The organism is Pseudoalteromonas sp. T1lg48 (assembly GCF_002964785.1).
Taxonomy (GTDB): domain Bacteria; phylum Pseudomonadota; class Gammaproteobacteria; order Enterobacterales; family Alteromonadaceae; genus Pseudoalteromonas.
Window position 1 is genome coordinate 123,979 of the sequence record NZ_PQCC01000018.1, and the last position, 18,067, is coordinate 142,045.

The following is an 18,067-nucleotide window of genomic DNA, read 5'->3' on the forward strand; positions in this document are numbered from 1 at the left end:
TATGCCCAGTTATGCCAATCGCTATATTAGTAACCTGACCCGTGATACCTATGCCTTGATCCTCGCCGGTGGCCGAGGCTCGCGCCTGCACGAGCTCACCGACTGGCGTGCCAAGCCGGCGGTGTATTTTGGCGGCAAACACAGGATCATCGACTTTCCGCTCTCAAACTGTATTAACTCAGGTATACGCCGTGTCGGCGTGGCTACTCAGTATAAGTCGCACTCGCTTATTCGCCATGTGCAACGCGCCTGGGGTCATTTCAAAAAGGAGCTGGGTGAGTCGGTGGAAATTCTACCGGCGTCGCAGCGTTACGGTGATGACTGGTATTGTGGTACCGCCGATGCGGTGTTCCAGAATATGGATATTATTCGCCACGACTTGCCGCGCTATGTGATGATTTTATCCGGCGATCATGTCTATCGCATGGACTATGGTGCTCTGTTGGCCAAGCATGTGGAAACGGGTGCCGACATGACGGTGTGTTGTATCGAGGTGGATAGTCAGGACGCGGCGAACACCTTTGGGGTGATGACGGTGGATGAACATAATCAAATCCGCCGCTTCGATGAAAAGCCGTCGGTGCCCAATGAAATTCCCGGCAAGAGTGGCCGCTGTCTGGCATCCATGGGTAACTATGTGTTCAACACCGAGTTTTTGTTCGAGCAATTAAAAAAGGATGCACAAAATTCCTGCTCGGGCCGTGATTTCGGTCACGACATTATTCCTGCACTTATCGATAAACATAAGGTCTTTGCCTTTCCGTTTACCGACCCGAATATGTCGGGGCAACCCTATTGGCGCGATGTGGGCACCCTGGACTCGTTCTGGGAGGCGAACATGGAGCTGGTATCGCCAGAGCCAAAGCTTGATCTTTATGACCCAAGCTGGCCAATTTGGACGTATCAGGAGCAACTGCCGCCGGCCAAGTTTATTTTCGATGATGATGACCGTCGCGGCATGGCGGTGGACTCCACGGTATCCGGCGGCTGTATTATTTCCGGTTCAACGGTGCGTAAATCCCTGTTGTTCTCCAATGTCTATGTGCATTCCTACTGTGAAATAGAAGAGGCGGTGGTGTTGCCCGGGGTGGTGGTTAACCGCAATTGCCGTATAAAACGGGCGATCATCGACCGCAGCTGTAAGATTCCGGCGGGTCTGCACATAGGCGTCGACCATGATCAGGACCGCGCCAACGGCTTTAGGGTGTCTAATAACGGCATCGTGCTGGTGACCCGCGATATGCTCGCGGCCTTGGCGGCAAAGACCAACAGCGCCGAGCAGCAAAGGGCCTAGTTCTTATGAGTGCAGTATTATTTGTAAGTAGCGAAAGCGCCGCGATTAGCGGCGCCAAGGTAGGGGGCGTTGCCGATGTGGTTGCCGAGGTGTCAAAGGCCATCGCCGAGGTAAATGCAGGTCTCAGCGGTAATGGGGTACAGGTGGTGCTTCCCGAGTACGCCTGCCTGGAGTTAGCTGAGCGCACGCTTTGCGGTCAATACTCGGTGAACTTTGCCGGCAATCAGCTAACCCTGAATTTATATCGGGTGCTGGTGGAGCAGGGGGTGACGCACTATGTATTGAGCCACCCTTGGCTTAATAGCGCCGAGGTGTATCACAATGACACGGATAATCGCCCCTTCGCTGCGGATGCCAGCAAGTTCGCATTATTCTGCGTGGGGGTGGCCGAGGCCATAAAGCAGGGTGCCTTTGGCGCTCTTGATGTGCTGCATCTGCATGACTGGCACAGCGCCACCTTGGCAGTGCTAAGGGCGTTTGCGCCTCAGTATGAGTGCTTGCAAGGGTTGCGCACCGTTTATACGGTGCATAACCTGGCGCTGCAGGGCACGCGCCCGTTTAGCGGCGATGAGTCATCGCTGCAAACCTGGTTCCCCTGGCTGGGTTATGATGGTCAGCAAATCTGCGATCCGCACTACCTGCACTGCTATAACCCGGTGCGCGCGGCCATTACTTTGTGCGATAAAATTCACCTGGTGTCGCCAACGTATGTTGAGGAAGTATTGCAACCGAGCGACCCAGAGCGGGGCTTTATCGGCGGTGAGGGCTTAGAGGGTGAGTTGCAAAAGGCTCATCAACAAGGTCGTTTGGTTGGCATATTAAACGGTTGTGACTATGAACAAGAGGCCGCGTCTTATCCGCCTAAGGCGCTTTGGCCATTAACGCAGCAGGCGTTGTTTTCGGCCATGGCCAAGTTGCCACAACTAAGCAGCGGTCACTATATTGCCCATGTGCGCATGCAACAATGGCAGCAGTTGCAAATTAAACCCTGGTTGGGTTCGGTGGGACGGGTGACGTCGCAAAAGGTCGCCTTGTTAGCGCAGCGATTGGCAAAGCCCTTGGCACAGCCTATGGCATCGTCAGAAGGAACTTTAGTTATCGATGCGGTGCTCGATGAACTGGCTAAAGAACAAAAGCATTTTATTATGCTTGGCTCAGGTGACCCAGACTATGAAGCGCTCATGACTCAAGCCATGGCCAGACATGATAACTTCCTCTTTATCAACGGCTTTTCCCTGGCACTTAGTGATGCCATCTATGAGCTGTGTGAGCTCTTCTTTATGCCAAGCTCGTTTGAGCCCTGTGGTATCAGCCAGATGCTGGCGCTGCGCAGCGGTACTCCTTGTTTGGTGCATGGCGTTGGCGGCTTAAAGGACACGGTGAGAGAAGGTGACAACGGCTTTGTGTTTAATGGCGACAGCCCAGCACAGCAGAGCGAGCAGTTACTGGCGTGCCTTATTCGCGCTCTGGACATGCACAAAGATCAGCCCCAGCGCTGGCAAGAGCTATGCGCAAACGCCAGAGAATGTCGCTTTAGCTGGCATGAGGCCGCCAAAGCCTATTTAAGCGAGCTTTATGGAGATTAATTCGCTTTAGTATTGCGCAGCCATATCCTTGATTCCCGATTCTGACACCGGGCCGAACATATGCTCGGCTCGGTGTCAGAAAAAGACCTTCGTCCCATATCCTCAAAAACATGGATAAGTAAAAACGCGTCAATTGTGCTTGTTTTGGCACGCTATGTAATACACAAAAACGGCTCGATTATGTGGTAATAAGAGATAGGTTACTGATTTTAATTGGCAAAAATAAAGTACATAGCGAGCCACGCAAGGCTCGAATAAGTGAAGGCTCGTTTTTTCAGGCTCGTTTCTTGATTGCGTGTGAACAAAACACCTGATAACTTATTGCTATTATTGAATAAAAAAGTTTATTAGTGGGCAATGGTGAGGTTGTGGATAACTTCCTTAACCGGGAATTCGCACTAATAAGCTGTTAGCTTTCAAGGATGGTATGTCTATAACTGATAGCCAAACGATTGACTCAGTCATTCGCAGCGATGAACATAATGATGTGGTGTTACTGATTACTGATCATCTTGATTGGTCAGAGCCACAAGAACACTTATTAGCATTGCAACAGAAATTGAATACGTATATTTCTTTTGTGGAATCAGGACAATTGTTCAGTGATTTTCCTGACACCAAAAATAAAGAGGTTTCCATTTTAATTGCCTGCGGATTTGAACCAGTCAATGCAGCACTTAGTTTTTTTAAAAAAGCAGATGTGTTCTTAAACGATAGGCTCAACATCAGGCTAAGGTATGCAATTGAAAGCTAACAAGTCAATTATGGCATGGACGCAAAACGCATGGCTTGTGCTCCTTCGTCGCTAAGTATAGCCATGCATTTATGCGCCCCATATTGAGGCGTTATATAGCCTAAGAGGCTTATGAGAAATCTACTGATTGGGTTAACTACTGTTTTTGCCTGGGTGCCATCAACTTTATTGGTTTTACTCGCATGCTTTGCTTTAATTGGTGCACTAGGCAGTATTTTTGATTTACCGATAACATTTAGCCTTAAATGGATTCTGACTTCGCTATTTGGGATTGCAGGCTATATTGCTTTAACTTCAGTAAGTTGGGGTTTAAAGCTTAATCTTAGAACGCGGTTGGTATTTCTTATTTTAGGCTTAATATCCCTGGTATTTACCTATTGGTCAGGTGTTAAATTTGACGGTGAAATTTTTACACTCGTTAGTGGCTGGTTTGGGATTTATTTGTTTTTATGCCCTGCTTTATTTTTGTTTATTCATATAGTTTTGCATCTACTTTGGTTACGCAAGGCTATATAACAAGTTACTAAATTTCGTTCCGGCCACAAACAGCGTGGCCTCCACGGGACTGCCTACGCTGCGCTGCGGCAGCCCATTAGTAAAGCGTTAGTTGCTTGGCGAACATCAAAATTACATGGAGGTTTTATGTCTAATAAAAGATCTGAAGAAGATAATACAAGAACGACAGGTTCTGCTGTTGGTGGAGCAATATTGGGGGCATCTTTAGGTGGACCTTTTGGAGCAATTATTGGTGGTGTAATTGGCGCTGCTCTTGGTGAATCAGTCAATGATTCCAAACGAGCGGAAAAGAAAAAAACACCATCAAACGATAATAAGCCAAAAGGAGGGAACCGTGGATAAAGTAATGCTTATTCCTTCTGCTATCTTGGGACTACTTCTAGTTCTTTTATATCTATGGCGCTGTTTGAAAACTGGTACGGAGTTTAATCATGCAGTTATGATAAATAGCGTGTTTCAAGCAAGTGGTATCGTCTGTGGTGCATTTTTGATTGCAGGTGTATTTTTCCCCGAAGCCAAGGCTATGATTTCAGGCATAGATATCTATATTTTTGTAAGTGGTCTCGCGGTTTTTGCTGTATCAGCACAAGGCTTCCATCGTGACGCTATTCAGCCAACAAAAGAAAGCGAAAGTGTTAATGACCAAGTGCCCGCAGAAGAAAGCAACTAACAAGCAATTTAAGAGGGATTCACAACGCTTGGCATTTTTGCTTCTACTTCAAATTTAGTGTTTATGGCACAATATTTTAGGTTTGGGTGGAGGCGTTGTTCACCCCTTAATTGGGCGTTAGGTGTGCAATGAAGCGCGGAGCATTAATTATAGTTTCGATACCATTCTTATTCGTTGGATTGTTTTTCGCTTGGTTCGATTTTAGTAATTTAGTTTTAGATGCCAAAACAACAGCAAATGACACAAGGCTTCAAATTCAGCGCACTAAAAATAGAGCTTTAGAAATTGATAATTATTTCAATGAATTTGGCAAGTTACCTACAAACAAGCTACTAGCTTGTGATTGGCAACCATGTCCCGAACATTTTTTTTGGTTGTGGGAGTTAGTCCCTTCGGAGAATGGCGAGTACACACTAAATTACATAAAAATGAGCAACCGATTAGGTCCATTTTTCAAAAGCGTTGTTGTATATGACTCAAAGAGTCAAACAACTGATCATGACTGGTTTCAGGACCAAGCGAATGTGTACTTGTATGCAATATTTCGGTTGTTTATCGACATGCTAGTAATGTTTTTCCCTTTAGTTACATATCTTTCGTACAAAAGGTTAAAGCACACCTAACAAGCCAAGTCAGCGGGACAATTACATGCAGGCTCCCGTCACTTCGTTCCGTATTTTAGCCTGCATGTACTTGCCCCTGCTTGGGGCGTTAGGCATTTATATCAGGGCATTATGAAGTTACTTCTACTATCGTTATCTTTTTTGATTTTAAGCGCTTGTTCTAGCGTTAGTGAAGTTGGCTACCCCGACTTTGTGAATTTAAAGCCTGAGTACACCATCGTTTGGGGGCATATAGAAAAAGGCGAATATTTATCTGAGCTCGAAAGTGAATGCGCTAAAGATCGAATATGCATTTCTTTAGATCCACCTCCACTCAAACTTACCATAGAAGTAGAAGAAGTTATTTACGGGCATATCCAATCAAAATTTGTTACGGCTTACACAACCAGTCATTATGGATTGGCTACATACTTTGATGACGTACCTTATCTATTTTTACTAAAAAGCAATGGAAAAGACCTTATAATTCCTAGATATAGTCCTAAGGAAATTGCTTTTGATGTAAACGATAAACCAACACTTCCCATGCTAAGCGTCAATGACACCCCTAACTGGCTTCCTTGTGAAATATCCAAGCTAAATAGGGAGATAAAATACGATGGTGCAGATGAATATGTTTTGCACGCAATAGAATCCTTCTCTTCAGAAGACCTAAAAACTATTAAAGATTTTTCTATTATTTCAGAATACTCTGTTCGCGTTATACGCGGTATTTATTTGTCTGATTTAAAAAGCTATTTGGCTGATAAGGTTACATTAAATAATTGTGCTAAATAAAGCCTAACAAACTGTTTAAAATGGACGTCTTACTGCTTGGCTGGCGCTCATTCTTCGCTAAGTTTAGCCAAGCGTAATCCGCCCATTAACAGGGCGTTATGTGCACATGGAGAAGCAATGAAAAAATTAGTGCCCCTGTTACTTTTTATCCCTTTGTTCGCTTTCGCTGAGGAAGAAGTAGACTGTGAAAAAGCGTGGACGACACTCGCGATTAATCAGTGTATGCATAAAGATCTGGTGGCGGCTGAGAAGGTAATGGCTAAGTACTTGGCGAAGAGTCTAGAGAGATATTCACAAGACAGTGTATCAGCAACTGCAATTCAAAAAGGCCAGGACGCCTGGTTAAGTTATCGCGAAGCACATTGTGGAGCAGTTTATGACACTTGGCGTGATGGCACCATCAGGACTGCTATGGGACTGGGTTGCAAATTAGAATTAACTCATCAAAGAACGGCTGTTTTGTGGCAGTCATTTTTAACTTATGTTGATTCAACCCCTCCTTTGCTACCTGAGCCTAACTCATATGAACCAAAGTCATATTAACAGTGCACATAACAAGCGCCGAAACCAAAGGACGCCAAACAGCGAGTCTGTGCTACTTTTGATGGGGAAGACCAATTTCATTCTGGAGGGGTAAGTGCAAGAGTTTGATAGAAAGGCTCATTGGCAAAACGTCTATGAGCACAAAGAAGTGACTGAAGTCAGCTGGTTTCAAGCAAAGCCGGTTCTCTCCCTTGAGCTTATAGCCAACAGTCACCTCCAACCCGTGTCTCCGATCATAGACGTAGGTGGGGGAGCGTCGGTGCTGGTCGACCAACTGCTTGAACAGGGGTACACAATCTTACCGTCCTAGATATATCCGGTGCGGCATTGGCTAAATCGGCAAAGCGTCTGGGAGAAAAAGCCGGCGCGGTCAATTGGCTTGAGTCTGACGTTACCGCTTTCTCGCCGGATAGTCAGGTTGCACTTTGGCACGACCGTGCGGTGTTCCACTTCTTAACGGACGCTGCAGACCGTCAGCGTTACGTAGGGGCGTTGAAAAAGGCGCTGCGCCTGGGCGGTCATCTAATTATTGCTGCTTTTGCAATCGGTGGCCCTGAAAAATGCAGCGGATTGCCTATAGTTCAATATGATGCTGCAAAGCTGATAGCCGAGCTTGGGTCGGGCTTCAAGCTGCTTGAGGAGCGAATAGAGGAGCACCTAACTCCGGCCAAGAGGGTGCAAAAATTTGCCTATTTTCGCTTGGAGCGCATCGCAGAAAAAGAAACATAGTAAGTGCTTGCAGGCGGCGTTTAACCCGCTGCGCACCCTTGCTTCCACAAGGGCATATCGCCTCAAACGCGCCTGAACCACGGCGTTGGCGCTTGACAGTCGGAGCGACTTCTTATGGGTACAGGTAAGCAAGACAATTCAGGAGTCGCCCGATTACCCAAGGAATTTGCTGATCGGCTGACCAACCCCTTTGTGCGCTTCTTGCACATTGAGTCAGCGGGTGGGGCCATTCTTCTATTTTTCACTGTTGCCGCGCTCATTCTATCCAACTCACCGTGGGCTGACTCGTTCGAACACGCATGGGAGACACAAATAGGTCTTCAGGTTGGCTCATTCGAGTTTGTCCGTTCTTTGCGGGAATGGATCAATGATGGCCTGATGACGCTGTTTTTCTTTCTTGTCGCATTGGAACTTAAGCGGGAGTTGGTTCTCGGCGAGTTAAGCAAGCCTCGCATGGCCGCGCTATCCATAGCGGCAGCCCTAGGCGGTATGTTCGTTCCCGCTGTGATCTATCTGGCACTGCAATCAGGACAACCCGGCCAGCATGGATGGGGCACTGTCATGGCAACTGACACAGCGTTTGTTATTGGTTGCCTCGCCCTGCTTGGCTCACGCGTTCCTCAAAGCTTAAGGGTGTTTATGCTGTCGTTAGCGATTGTTGACGATATCGGCGCCATACTGGTCGTCGCAATCGGCTACAGCAATGATATTGCCTGGTGGCCCTTGGTGATGGCTGCGCTTGGCCTGGTGAGTATCCGCGCAATCGCAAGGCTCGGATTTCGTGGTTTTCCTCTGTACTTTCTGGTGGGCGTGGTCATCTGGCTTGCTGTGGATGCGTCCGGGATCCACGCTACCATCACAGGCGTGATGCTCGGCCTGATGACGCCGGCGCGTCGATGGGTCAGCGATGAGCGGCTATACGCGATATTGGGTCAGGTTATTGCGCACCCAGCAAGCAGTGAAGGCAGCGGCGATACCAAGGACCGACAAACATTAAAAATGGCCGAAATTGCCGCGCGTGAAACGCTATCCCCAGTGGAGCGTCTGGAGATGGCGCTACATCCCTGGGTGGGTTTTGTCATCATGCCCCTGTTTGCATTTGCGAACTCTGGATTGCCACTCACGTTCAGCGAAGTGGAGAGCCTGCTCACCGTAGCGATTTTCTTAGGTTTCGTGCTTGGTAAGCCTATTGGTATCCTGTTGTTCTGTTGGCTGGTTATACGTTTGCACATCGCCATTCGCCCACCAGAACTCAGCTGGAGGGTATTGGCCGGGGGGAGCCTGCTCGCCGGAATCGGCTTCACCATGGCGTTGTTCATTGCGAACATAGCTTTCGACAAGACCCTGATTGACAGTGCTAAGCTGGGAATTTTCCTCGCATCCGTTTTCTCTGCAGTGGCTGGGCTTGCTCTTTTGAGGTGCTTGCCTGCACGTACAAAACCTCCTTGAGTGTGTCACCAATGGCAGTTCTTCATACCCGTTTGGAACGGTGATAACGGATGCTGTTTGTGTTGCCTCTGGCGCTTACGAGGCGTTCAAAAAGGACCTGAAAAACGTCTTGCTTTTAACTTTAACGTTAGGTGTTCTCTGTTAACATTCAAAATTACTGAACTTGAGTCTTAAGACCTTCGTAAAACCCGTTGTTTGCAAATACAGTCAGAACGTTTTGGAGTGGGCATGAACCGCATTAACCCGGCTAAATTACACCATAGTAAGTGGACAGCAGTGAAGCCGATGAATCGAGAAAAGCATTTCTTAGTATCAGAAATTGAGTTCGACGAGGAGGGTTCTGTCATTTCCTGTAAATTGGAAGCGGTTTTGTCTAAGAACGAGTACTTCATAGACTGGACTGAATTGAAAAGCCAAGAGAAATGGCTTCAAGGTTGGAAATAAGGGCAACCCACCTTAATGCCGCTTCTTAGAGAGGACCCTTACAAACAGGCACAAAAAAGCCTGCGCTAGGGCAGGCTTAATGTCAGCGAAAATGGCTGTTTAGCCGTTTTCTAAGGCGTATTGCTTACACGCCTCCGTGTCCACACATTCACCGTACAGGTACAGGGAATGGTTAGTCAGTTTAATGCCATTGCTGGTGGCAATTTCAACCTGACGCTGTTCGATCATCTCGTCTTCAAATTCGATCACTCGGCCACACTTTAAGCACACCAGATGGTCGTGGTGGGTTGAGCCCGCAAGTTCAAATACCGACTTACCGCCTTCGAAATGGTGGCGGGTGACGATGCCGGCATCATCGAATTGGTTTAGTACGCGATACACAGTTGCCAGACCGATTTCTTCACTGTTATCGAGCAGGATTTTATAGACATCCTCGGCGCTGATATGTTGGTTATCAGGGCATTGGAGGATCTCTAAGATTTTGATCCGCGGGAGCGTGACCTTGAGGCCTGCTTTTTTGAGCTCTAGGTTATGATCAGTCATTCAACGTGTTCTCAATTATGATTCTTTTTGTGCACCTAAAGCAGATTTTGCCCTGGTGCGCGCGACGCATTTTAAAAATTAACAATAACGTGCTTAAGGGGCAAGTGTAAAGCCAAGTTAAACTTGCCCGTCAATGCGTTAGTCGGCTAATTCGGCTAGACACATTTCTTCATGAATTTGTGCACACCACTGCTTCACACGTTGCTCGGTTAGCTCAGGCTGACGGTCTTCGTCGATACCAAGACCAACAAAGTTGTTGTCATCGGCCAAACCTTTTGATGCTTCAAAGTCGTAACCGTCTGTTGACCAGTGACCCACAACGATGGCACCACGCTCGGTGATGATGTCGTTAACCATGCCCATGGCATCTAGGAAGTACTCGGCGTAGTCTTCCTGGTCACCACAACCGAAGATGGCGCAAAGTTTACCTTCGAAGTCGATTTCTTCTAATTCAGGGAAAAAGTCGTCCCAGTCACACTGAGCTTCACCATAGTACCAAGTAGGGATACCAAATAGCAGCAAGTCAAACTCTGCGATCTCTTCTTTACTACTTTTTGCGATATCGTGCACGGCCACGAGTTTCTTGCCGAGCTCTTTTTGGATCATTTTTGCTACGTGTTCAGTGTTACCCGTGTCGCTACCAAAAAATATACCTACACTTGCCATGAATAAATAACCTTTTATGTATCTATAGCCAATCGTTCTTGCAAAATGGTTTCAATCAACGCACTGCGGCTAATATTTTGCGCATCCGCCATATCATTTAATGCCTGATACAGCTCCGATGAAACTTTAAATTCGACGCGTTTCAAGCCTCGCGCCTTATCGCGCTTAAGCTGGTTTCGCTTATTAACTTTTAATTGTAACTCCCGTGGGAGCGGGTTTGTTTTTGGACGACCCGGGCGTCGCTCGTACTCGAATAAATCGAGCGTCGTTCTATCTAGCTCTGACTTGGCCATGGTTAACCCACACCTGCTCCTTGCCAAAACACCTGAATAAGGCCCTTAGCGATAAAGCCGGAACAGCCTAAAAATAATACAAGCCATACAACGTAACGGCCAAATTTAGGCACATCGCCTTTTTTCAACACGTCTTGAATTGCCATGCCGATGAAAAAAAAGATGCCAGCAAGGCCAAAATACAACCCAAGGGTATCCAGTCCATTTATTAATTGGTCGACCATTTACTGCTACCTATTAGTAAAACGGCGCGCATTGTAGCACATAAAAAACGAATAATTTAGGCCATAATGCGCGTTTCGACCCACATCATTATAGTGCGCTTAACGCATAAATTTATTGATATGGATTAACGAGTTAAAAAATCAACAATGGACTTATTGACCGCCACGGGTTTTTCCGCGTGCAGCCAGTGCCCGGCCCCTTGAATCACCTTGGCCTTGGCCTTGGGAAACAAGCGCATAATCTCATCGCGGTGAGGGCTGTCGATGTAATCCGAGTCGGCACCCTTGATAAAGAGTGTATCACACAAACAAGAATCATTTGCAACTGGGGCAGAAAGAATTTGCTCATACTGGGCGGTCAGCACCGGGAGGTTAAATTGCCAGCCAAGCGCTCCCGAGTCAGTTTTACTCAGGCTTTTAGCTAAAAACTGGCGTACGCCCTGAGCGTCGATATGTTCACTCATTAGCGCATCGGCTTCACTGCGTGACTGTACGGCGTTGTTGGCCACCTTGTGCAAGGCTTTAAAGATGGCGTCGTGGCGCGAGTGATAAGCGACCGGGGCGATATCCAGTACCACCAGCTTATCGACGCATTCGGGTTTACTGAGCGCTACCTGCATGGCGATTTTGCCGCCCATGGAATGGCCAACCAAATGTGCTTTTTCTATACCTAAATGGTCGAGCAGGGTGATGATGTCAGCGGCCATCGCCGGATAATCCATCTGCTCGCTGTGAAATGAACGACCATGGTTACGCACATCCACATTAACCACATGAAAGTGCTCGGCCAACGCACGGGCGACGACTTTTAAGTTGTCGAGTGAGCCAAACAGGCCATGGATAACGATAACGCTCGGCGCCTGTTCGATGCTTAATCCGCTTTGTTCATAATTAAGTAACATAGATATGCCAATTTGGGGTTAGGAAAACGCAGGGATTGTGCCCGAGCTAAGGGCCTATTTGCAACCTTGAAGGTAAATCAACTGGCGTATTTATACCGAGATGATGCTCTGTATACCCTAGCTTATTCAGGTAACTTGGGTATAATTCTGGCATGCGTGAAAGACATGGCAGTAATGACAGGAATATCATGAAAAAAATAGAAATAGACGACGAGCTATATCAATATATCGCCAGCAACACCCAAAGTATTGGCGAGAGTGCCTCTACTATTCTGCGTCGTTTATTGAATCTGCACAATACGGGCGCCGATTCGGTGCCTGCGGCCGCGCCTGCCCCTGCAGTGACAACTGCACCCGCAACATCGGCTGACGCAACCGGCTTAGAACAATCAGAGACTGCTACAGTGGCAACCAGTGCACCTGCTAAAGCACAGGCCAGCAATCAAGGGTCGGTATTCGATATTCTTAATAAAGAAGAATTGGCGATGCAAAAAGGGGTGGTGGGTCGCTTCTTATTTATTCTTGCGGCATTTCACCGCAGCCACAAAACCACCTTTGAACGTGTCTTGAATATTAAAGGTCGTGACCGTCGCTACTTTGCCACCAGCAAAGAAGAGCTTCAGGCCAGCGGCAGCAGCCTAAATCCAAAGAACATAGACGACAGCCCGTATTGGGTGATGACTAACTCCAACACCACGCGCAAGAAAATGATGCTGCATGAGGTGGCTCTGGAGTTAGGTTATAGCAAAGAACAAGCTGAAACCATTCGCGACTATTTATAAGGAGCCAAGTATGGCCGTTCATCCTAACGCTGGAAAAACCGCCCCTCAGTCAGAGCTGATTAATGTGCCCAAGCTGATGAGTGCGTATTATTTGCATGAACCTGACGTTGAGCAAAACCCCGAACAGCGTGTGGCATTTGGCACCTCGGGCCATCGTGGCTGCTCCTTGAATACCCAGTTTAACGAATCGCATATTTTGGCCATTACTCAGGCTATTTGCGATTACCGCAAACAAAACAATATCTTTGGCCCCTTGTTCCTGGGTAAAGACACCCATGCCTTGTCTGAGGCAGCGTTTAATTCTGCCATTGAGGTCTTGGTTGCCAATGAGGTGCAGATCATCACCCAAGAAGGGGATGACTACACACCAACGCCGGTGATCAGTCATGCGGTGGTGAGTCATAACCAAGCCCACCCGGGCGAGCTGGCCGATGGCATCGTGGTGACGCCGTCACATAATCCGCCACAGGATGGGGGTTTTAAATACAACCCACCGAATGGTGGCCCGGCGGACACAGAGATCACCAAATGGATTGAGGACAGAGCGAACCAGCTGCTGGCGGAAGATCTGGTTGAAGTCGAGCTGTTTCCTTATGTGCAGGCGGTGCGCTCCGGTTTTATCAAGTATGTGGACCTGAAAACCCCGTATGTCGAAGACCTTGTCAACGTAGTGGATATGCATGCCATTGCCAAATCCGGTATCAGCCTGGGCATTGACCCACTTGGTGGTTCGGGCATCAACTATTGGCCGCTTATCGCTAAGCAATACGGTTTAAACCTGACCGTGGTGAACGACGTCATCGACCCACGTTTTGCCTTTATGCCGCAAGACAAAGACGGCAAAATCCGTATGGACTGCTCGTCGCCTTACGCCATGACCAACCTGATTGGTCTTAAAGACAGATTCGATATCGGCATAGGTAATGATCCCGACTTTGACCGTCATGGCATTGTTACCAAGGATGGTTTGATGAACCCTAACCACTTCCTGGCAGTGGCCATCGACTACCTGTTGACCCATCGCGAGTGGCCAGAGGACGTCAAGGTAGGTAAGACTCTTGTATCAAGCGCTATCATCGACAAGGTGGTGGCCAGCCATGGCAAAGAGCTGGTCGAAGTGCCGGTAGGCATGAAATGGTTTGTTGAGGGTCTGCACAGCAGTGCCCTGTGCTTTGGTGGTGAAGAAAGTGCCGGCGCGGCGTTTTTACGCATCGACGGCTCGGTGTGGTGTACAGATAAAGACGGTTTTATTATGGGCCTATTGGCCGCCGAGATCCTTGCGGTGACCGGTAAAACACCGTCGCAATACTATCGCGAGCTGGTCGCCAAATTTGGTGAACCGCTTTACAAACGCATCGATGCTCCTGCAAATTCAGAGCAAAAACAAAAGCTTAAAGCATTAAGCGGTGACGATATCAGTGCCACCGAGCTGGCCGGTGAACTTATAGTTGCCAAGTTAACTGAGGCACCGGGCAATCATGCCGCCATTGGTGGCCTTAAGGTGGTCACCGAAAATGGTTGGTTTGCGGCACGTCCTTCGGGCACCGAAGATATCTATAAGATCTACTTTGAATCCTTTAAGGGCGAGCAACACCTGGCACAATTAGAACAAGCTGCCATTGAGCTGGTCAACGCCAGTATTGCTTAAGCCCCGTAATTAAAACAAAGCCAGTCGTTTGACTGGCTTTTTGCTATCTAAACTTTGCCACCCCCTTGGTGGCATCATATGTAGAAGGTGTACTATGTATTTACAACGTCTGCAGCAAAGTGGCGATTTCCTCGGAATTACCCGTGAGAATGAATTCACCTTGGCGCCAACCCAGTTCACGCTTGATAATGGCACCGATGTAAAGGTCCTTGACACTGGGGTGATCCAATTCGAGCCGAAGCACTACGGCAACAAGGATTTTATCTTCTCCAGCGCCGTGCACGGCAATGAAACCGCGCCCATTGAAATTTGCGACCAGCTTATCCGAGCCATTATTGCCGGTACTCTTGAGTTGACTCATCGGGTGATGTTTATTTTCGGCAACCCCAAGTCCATTAATATTGGTGAGCGCTTTGTCGATGAAAACCTCAATCGCTTGTTCTGCGGTAAACACAGTGTGGGTGAGGTAACGAACCCAGAGCGTGAACGTGCGAAAAAGCTGGAAGAATACGTTGAAGCGTTTTTTACCGCGCCAGGCGAGGGACGCTATCGCGCCCACTATGACCTGCATACCGCCATTCGTGACTCGAAAAATGAAAAGTTTGCCGTTTACCCGTTTCTACACGGTAAACCGCACAAGCGCGAACAGCTGCAATTCTTAATCAGTTGTGGGGTGCAAACCGTGTTGTTGATGGCGGAGCCGGCTTCAACCTTTAGCTATTTCTCCTCTCGCCACTTTGGTGCCGATGCCTTTACCATAGAGTTGGGTAAGGTGCGTCCATTTGGCGAAAACGATATGGCGCGCTTTGCCAAGGCCAAAGAGACGCTGGCGGCGCTTATTAGCCAGGATGAGGTCGTCTATCCACCATTAAAGGCGGAAGATGTGGAGTTATTCTCAGTGTATCGCACCATTAATCGTCATCATGAAGACTTTTCCTTCACCTTTTCCGACGACGTGCCTAACTTTACCGGCTTTGCCAAAGGTGAGTTGTTAGGTCATGACGGTGGCGAAGAAATACGCGCCGAGGTTGATGGCGAAGCCATTATTTTCCCCAATGCCAAGGTCGCTATAGGGCAGCGTGCATTGCTGACCGTTGTACCCACCGAATTGTCGGATGAATTCATCTGATCAGACCACTTCGCCTCATAATATTTAATCATTTCAGTGTGTTATGAGGCGTACACCGAACTTGCCAACCCGGCGTTATCAATGATGCAATTATTCGGCTATGATTAGTTGAATAAGCCTTTACGTTGACGTAAAGTGGCGGAAGCATAATTTAAACTAGGCACCAAGTGTAGAAATATTATTCTACATACTCACTGCGGTTGAATTGTTTATTTCAGATTTAACGTTAACGCAGAAGCCACAATAACAAACCTGTGCCTAGTGACATGACAACAAGAGAAGGGAAGGTTATGACTAACCCCAATAACGTTTCGTTGAATATCAGTCACGAACTTGCGTTCATCGACAGCCACGCGCTGAATATACCCACTTACCGTGTCCTTAACGAACAAGGCGGTGTAAGCGAAGGCGCCACCGTGCCTGAAATCGATCAAGCAACGGCACTTAAAATTTATGACACCATGCGCTTTATTCGTGCCCTGGATGAGCGTATGCAAGCGGCACAACGTCAAGGCCGTGTAAGCTTCTATATGCAATGTCTTGGTGAAGAAGCGGCGGTAACCGCCAGTGCTGCGGCGCTAGACGATAACGACATGATCATGGCCCAATACCGCGAGCAAGCGGCATTGCGCTACCGTGGTTTTACCCTCGAACAGTTCATGAATCAGATGTTCTCCAATGAGAAGGACTTGGGTAAGGGTCGTCAAATGCCGATCCACTATGGTTCTAACGAATTGAATTATATGACCATCTCTTCGCCGCTGGGCACGCAAATTCCGCAAGCAAGCGGTTATGCCTACGGCCAAAAAATTAAGCATATCAACAAGCAAAGCGGCGAGCTTGATAGCGAAATCGATAACATTACCATCTGTTACTTCGGTGAAGGTGCAGCCTCAGAGGGTGACTTCCACGCCGGTTTGAACATGGCGGCGGTGCATAAGGCCCCGGTGATCTTCTTTGCCCGTAACAATGGTTATGCGATTTCTACCCCGGCGGAAGAACAATTTGCCGGCGACGGTATCGCCTCACGCGGTGTGGGTTATGGCATTAAAACCATTCGTGTTGACGGTGGTGATGCCCTTGCCGTCTATGCGGCGACCAAAACCGCTCGTGAGCATGCAACCAAAACCGGTGAGCCGGTACTCATCGAATCTTTGGCGTATCGTCTTGGCGCGCACTCAACGTCGGACGATCCAAGTGGTTACCGCTCGAAAGATGAAGAAGCGAGCTATCGCGAAAATTGCCCAGTTGCGCGTTTCCGTACCTGGCTTGTGGCTCAAGGCTGGTTAGACGAGCAAGAAGACGAGAAGGTAAAAGAGCAGGTGCGTGAACAGATCCTGGATGCGCTTAAAGTTGCCGAGAAAGTGGCCAAGCCACCGCTTGAAGATCTGATCAGTGATGTATATAACACGCCAATTCCAAGCCTGCAGGCGCAATATGAGCAATTGAAATCTCATATTAAGAAGTACCCGGACGCTTACCCAATTACAGCAGGGAGAATCAAATAATGAAAACAATGAATATGCTCCATGCCATTAACTCAGCCCTGGATATCACCATGGCCGAGAATGATCATGCCTGTATTTTTGGTGAAGACGTGGGTTACTTTGGTGGCGTGTTCCGTGCCACTTCTGGATTGCAGGAAAAATACGGTAAGCACCGTGTTTTCAATACCCCGCTAACCGAGCAGGGTATTGCCGGTTTCGCCAATGGTCTTGCCGCCTTCGGTGCGCCGGCCATTGCCGAAATTCAATTTGCCGATTATATCTTCCCGGCCTTTGACCAAATCGTTAATGAGTCAGCGAAGTTCCGTTACCGCAGTGGCAACGAATTTAATGTGGGCAACCTGACCATTCGTACTCCTTACGGTGGTGGTATTGCCGGTGGTCTTTATCACTCGCAATCACCGGAAGCCTACTTTGCTCATACCCCGGGTTTGAAAATCGTTGTGCCACGCGACCCCTATCAGGCCAAGGGCCTGCTGCGTGCGGCCATTAAAGACGACAACCCAGTGATCTTCTTTGAACCTAAGCGTCTATACCGCGCCTCGGTCGGTGAGGTGCCTGAAGAGGATTACAGCATCGAGCTTGGCAAAGCCGAAGTAGTGCAAGAAGGTAAAGACGTGACCGTGTTGGCCTGGGGTGCGCAGATGGAAATCATCAGTGCCGCCGCTGAAAAGGCTAAAGAGCAGGGCATTAGTGTTGAACTAATCGACCTTCGCAGCATCTTGCCATGGGATGTAGAAACCGTTGCCAACTCAGTGAAGAAAACCGGTCGTTTGGTGGTCAGTCATGAAGCGCCGATTACTAATGGTTTTGGTGCCGAAATAGTTGCCACCATCCAACAAGAGTGTTTCTTACACCTGGAATCGCCTATTGCGCGCGTATGTGGTCTTGATACTCCATATCCGTTGGCACTAGAAAAAGAATATATCCCAGATGCCTTAAAGGTATTCGAGGCGATTAAAAACGCGGTTGAGTTTTAAGGGGACAGGC

General features: G+C 48.1%; 22 protein-coding genes. 17 read left to right on the forward strand and 5 right to left on the reverse strand.

Going from position 1 to position 18,067, the window contains the following annotated elements; translation table 11 throughout:
• Position 1 precedes the first annotated feature (1 nt).
• From glgC to C2M29_RS09865, 12 genes are all read left to right on the forward strand, one after another.
• Positions 2-1,294, forward strand: a complete 1,293-nt coding sequence (gene glgC / locus C2M29_RS09815; RefSeq protein ID WP_105189615.1) for a glucose-1-phosphate adenylyltransferase — start codon at positions 2-4, stop codon at positions 1,292-1,294.
• Between the two features lie 5 nt (positions 1,295-1,299).
• Positions 1,300-2,880: a glycogen synthase gene (locus C2M29_RS09820; protein WP_105189616.1), complete on the forward strand. Its 1,581-nt coding sequence runs from the start codon at positions 1,300-1,302 to the stop codon at positions 2,878-2,880.
• A 427-nt stretch (positions 2,881-3,307) separates the two neighbouring features.
• Entirely contained in the window at positions 3,308-3,634 is a 327-nt protein-coding gene (locus C2M29_RS09825) for a DUF6572 domain-containing protein (protein WP_105189617.1), read from the forward strand.
• Between the two features lie 111 nt (positions 3,635-3,745).
• Entirely contained in the window at positions 3,746-4,150 is a 405-nt protein-coding gene (locus C2M29_RS09830) for a hypothetical protein (RefSeq protein ID WP_105188984.1), read from the forward strand.
• Between the two features lie 126 nt (positions 4,151-4,276).
• A complete protein-coding gene (locus C2M29_RS16595) occupies positions 4,277-4,492 on the forward strand; it encodes a glycine zipper domain-containing protein (protein WP_147712359.1) in 216 nt (71 codons plus the stop codon).
• On the forward strand, positions 4,485-4,820 hold the full coding sequence (locus C2M29_RS09835) for a threonyl-tRNA synthetase (RefSeq protein WP_158684706.1): 336 nt from the start codon (positions 4,485-4,487) through the stop codon (positions 4,818-4,820). The genes C2M29_RS16595 and C2M29_RS09835 overlap by 8 nt, the downstream gene beginning before the upstream one ends.
• A gap of 128 nt (positions 4,821-4,948) precedes the next feature.
• A complete protein-coding gene (locus C2M29_RS09840) occupies positions 4,949-5,443 on the forward strand; it encodes a hypothetical protein (RefSeq protein ID WP_105190233.1) in 495 nt (164 codons plus the stop codon).
• Between the two features lie 111 nt (positions 5,444-5,554).
• Entirely contained in the window at positions 5,555-6,220 is a 666-nt protein-coding gene (locus C2M29_RS09845) for a hypothetical protein (RefSeq protein ID WP_105189619.1), read from the forward strand.
• Between the two features lie 117 nt (positions 6,221-6,337).
• Complete coding sequence (locus C2M29_RS09850) at positions 6,338-6,763, forward strand: lysozyme inhibitor LprI family protein (protein ID WP_105189620.1); 426 nt, start codon at positions 6,338-6,340, stop codon at positions 6,761-6,763.
• A gap of 327 nt (positions 6,764-7,090) precedes the next feature.
• Complete coding sequence (locus tag C2M29_RS16635) at positions 7,091-7,492, forward strand: hypothetical protein (RefSeq protein WP_199774877.1); 402 nt, start codon at positions 7,091-7,093, stop codon at positions 7,490-7,492.
• A 114-nt stretch (positions 7,493-7,606) separates the two neighbouring features.
• Positions 7,607-8,941 carry a Na+/H+ antiporter NhaA gene (gene nhaA / locus C2M29_RS09860; RefSeq protein WP_105189621.1) on the forward strand — a complete coding sequence of 445 codons (1,335 nt, stop codon included), beginning with the start codon at positions 7,607-7,609 and terminating at the stop codon, positions 8,939-8,941.
• A 228-nt stretch (positions 8,942-9,169) separates the two neighbouring features.
• On the forward strand, positions 9,170-9,385 hold the full coding sequence (locus C2M29_RS09865) for a TIGR02450 family Trp-rich protein (protein ID WP_105189622.1): 216 nt from the start codon (positions 9,170-9,172) through the stop codon (positions 9,383-9,385).
• Positions 9,386-9,484: 99 nt separating this feature from the next.
• Here C2M29_RS09865 and fur read toward each other — a convergent pair whose 3' ends face one another.
• The 5 genes from fur to C2M29_RS09890 form a co-directional block, all read right to left on the reverse strand.
• Positions 9,485-9,928: a ferric iron uptake transcriptional regulator gene (gene fur, locus C2M29_RS09870; RefSeq protein ID WP_105189623.1), complete on the reverse strand. Its 444-nt coding sequence runs from the start codon at positions 9,926-9,928 to the stop codon at positions 9,485-9,487.
• 138 nt (positions 9,929-10,066) lie between these two features.
• Positions 10,067-10,594 (reverse strand): flavodoxin FldA, encoded by a 528-nt coding sequence (gene fldA, locus C2M29_RS09875; protein WP_105189624.1) that lies wholly within the window; start codon positions 10,592-10,594, stop codon positions 10,067-10,069.
• A 14-nt stretch (positions 10,595-10,608) separates the two neighbouring features.
• Complete coding sequence (ybfE, locus tag C2M29_RS09880) at positions 10,609-10,887, reverse strand: LexA regulated protein (protein WP_022946544.1); 279 nt, start codon at positions 10,885-10,887, stop codon at positions 10,609-10,611.
• Positions 10,888-10,889: 2 nt separating this feature from the next.
• The gene (locus C2M29_RS09885) at positions 10,890-11,111 is read right to left on the reverse strand and encodes a DUF2788 domain-containing protein (protein ID WP_105189625.1); all 222 of its coding nucleotides are present in this window, start codon (positions 11,109-11,111) and stop codon (positions 10,890-10,892) included.
• Between the two features lie 125 nt (positions 11,112-11,236).
• Positions 11,237-12,013 (reverse strand): alpha/beta fold hydrolase, encoded by a 777-nt coding sequence (locus tag C2M29_RS09890; RefSeq protein WP_105189626.1) that lies wholly within the window; start codon positions 12,011-12,013, stop codon positions 11,237-11,239.
• A 188-nt stretch (positions 12,014-12,201) separates the two neighbouring features.
• Here C2M29_RS09890 and seqA point away from each other — a divergent pair, with 188 nt between their 5' ends.
• From seqA to C2M29_RS09915, 5 genes are all read left to right on the forward strand, one after another.
• Positions 12,202-12,795, forward strand: a complete 594-nt coding sequence (gene seqA, locus C2M29_RS09895; RefSeq protein ID WP_105189627.1) for a replication initiation negative regulator SeqA — start codon at positions 12,202-12,204, stop codon at positions 12,793-12,795.
• Positions 12,796-12,805: 10 nt separating this feature from the next.
• Positions 12,806-14,443: a phosphoglucomutase (alpha-D-glucose-1,6-bisphosphate-dependent) gene (gene pgm / locus C2M29_RS09900; protein WP_105189628.1), complete on the forward strand. Its 1,638-nt coding sequence runs from the start codon at positions 12,806-12,808 to the stop codon at positions 14,441-14,443.
• Between the two features lie 94 nt (positions 14,444-14,537).
• The gene (gene astE / locus C2M29_RS09905) at positions 14,538-15,572 is read left to right on the forward strand and encodes a succinylglutamate desuccinylase (protein ID WP_105189629.1); all 1,035 of its coding nucleotides are present in this window, start codon (positions 14,538-14,540) and stop codon (positions 15,570-15,572) included.
• A 290-nt stretch (positions 15,573-15,862) separates the two neighbouring features.
• Positions 15,863-17,080: a thiamine pyrophosphate-dependent dehydrogenase E1 component subunit alpha gene (locus tag C2M29_RS09910; RefSeq protein WP_105189630.1), complete on the forward strand. Its 1,218-nt coding sequence runs from the start codon at positions 15,863-15,865 to the stop codon at positions 17,078-17,080.
• Positions 17,080-18,057 carry an alpha-ketoacid dehydrogenase subunit beta gene (locus C2M29_RS09915; protein WP_105189631.1) on the forward strand — a complete coding sequence of 326 codons (978 nt, stop codon included), beginning with the start codon at positions 17,080-17,082 and terminating at the stop codon, positions 18,055-18,057. Before C2M29_RS09910 ends, C2M29_RS09915 begins: the two co-directional genes overlap by 1 nt.
• The last annotated feature ends 10 nt before the right edge of the window (positions 18,058-18,067 follow it).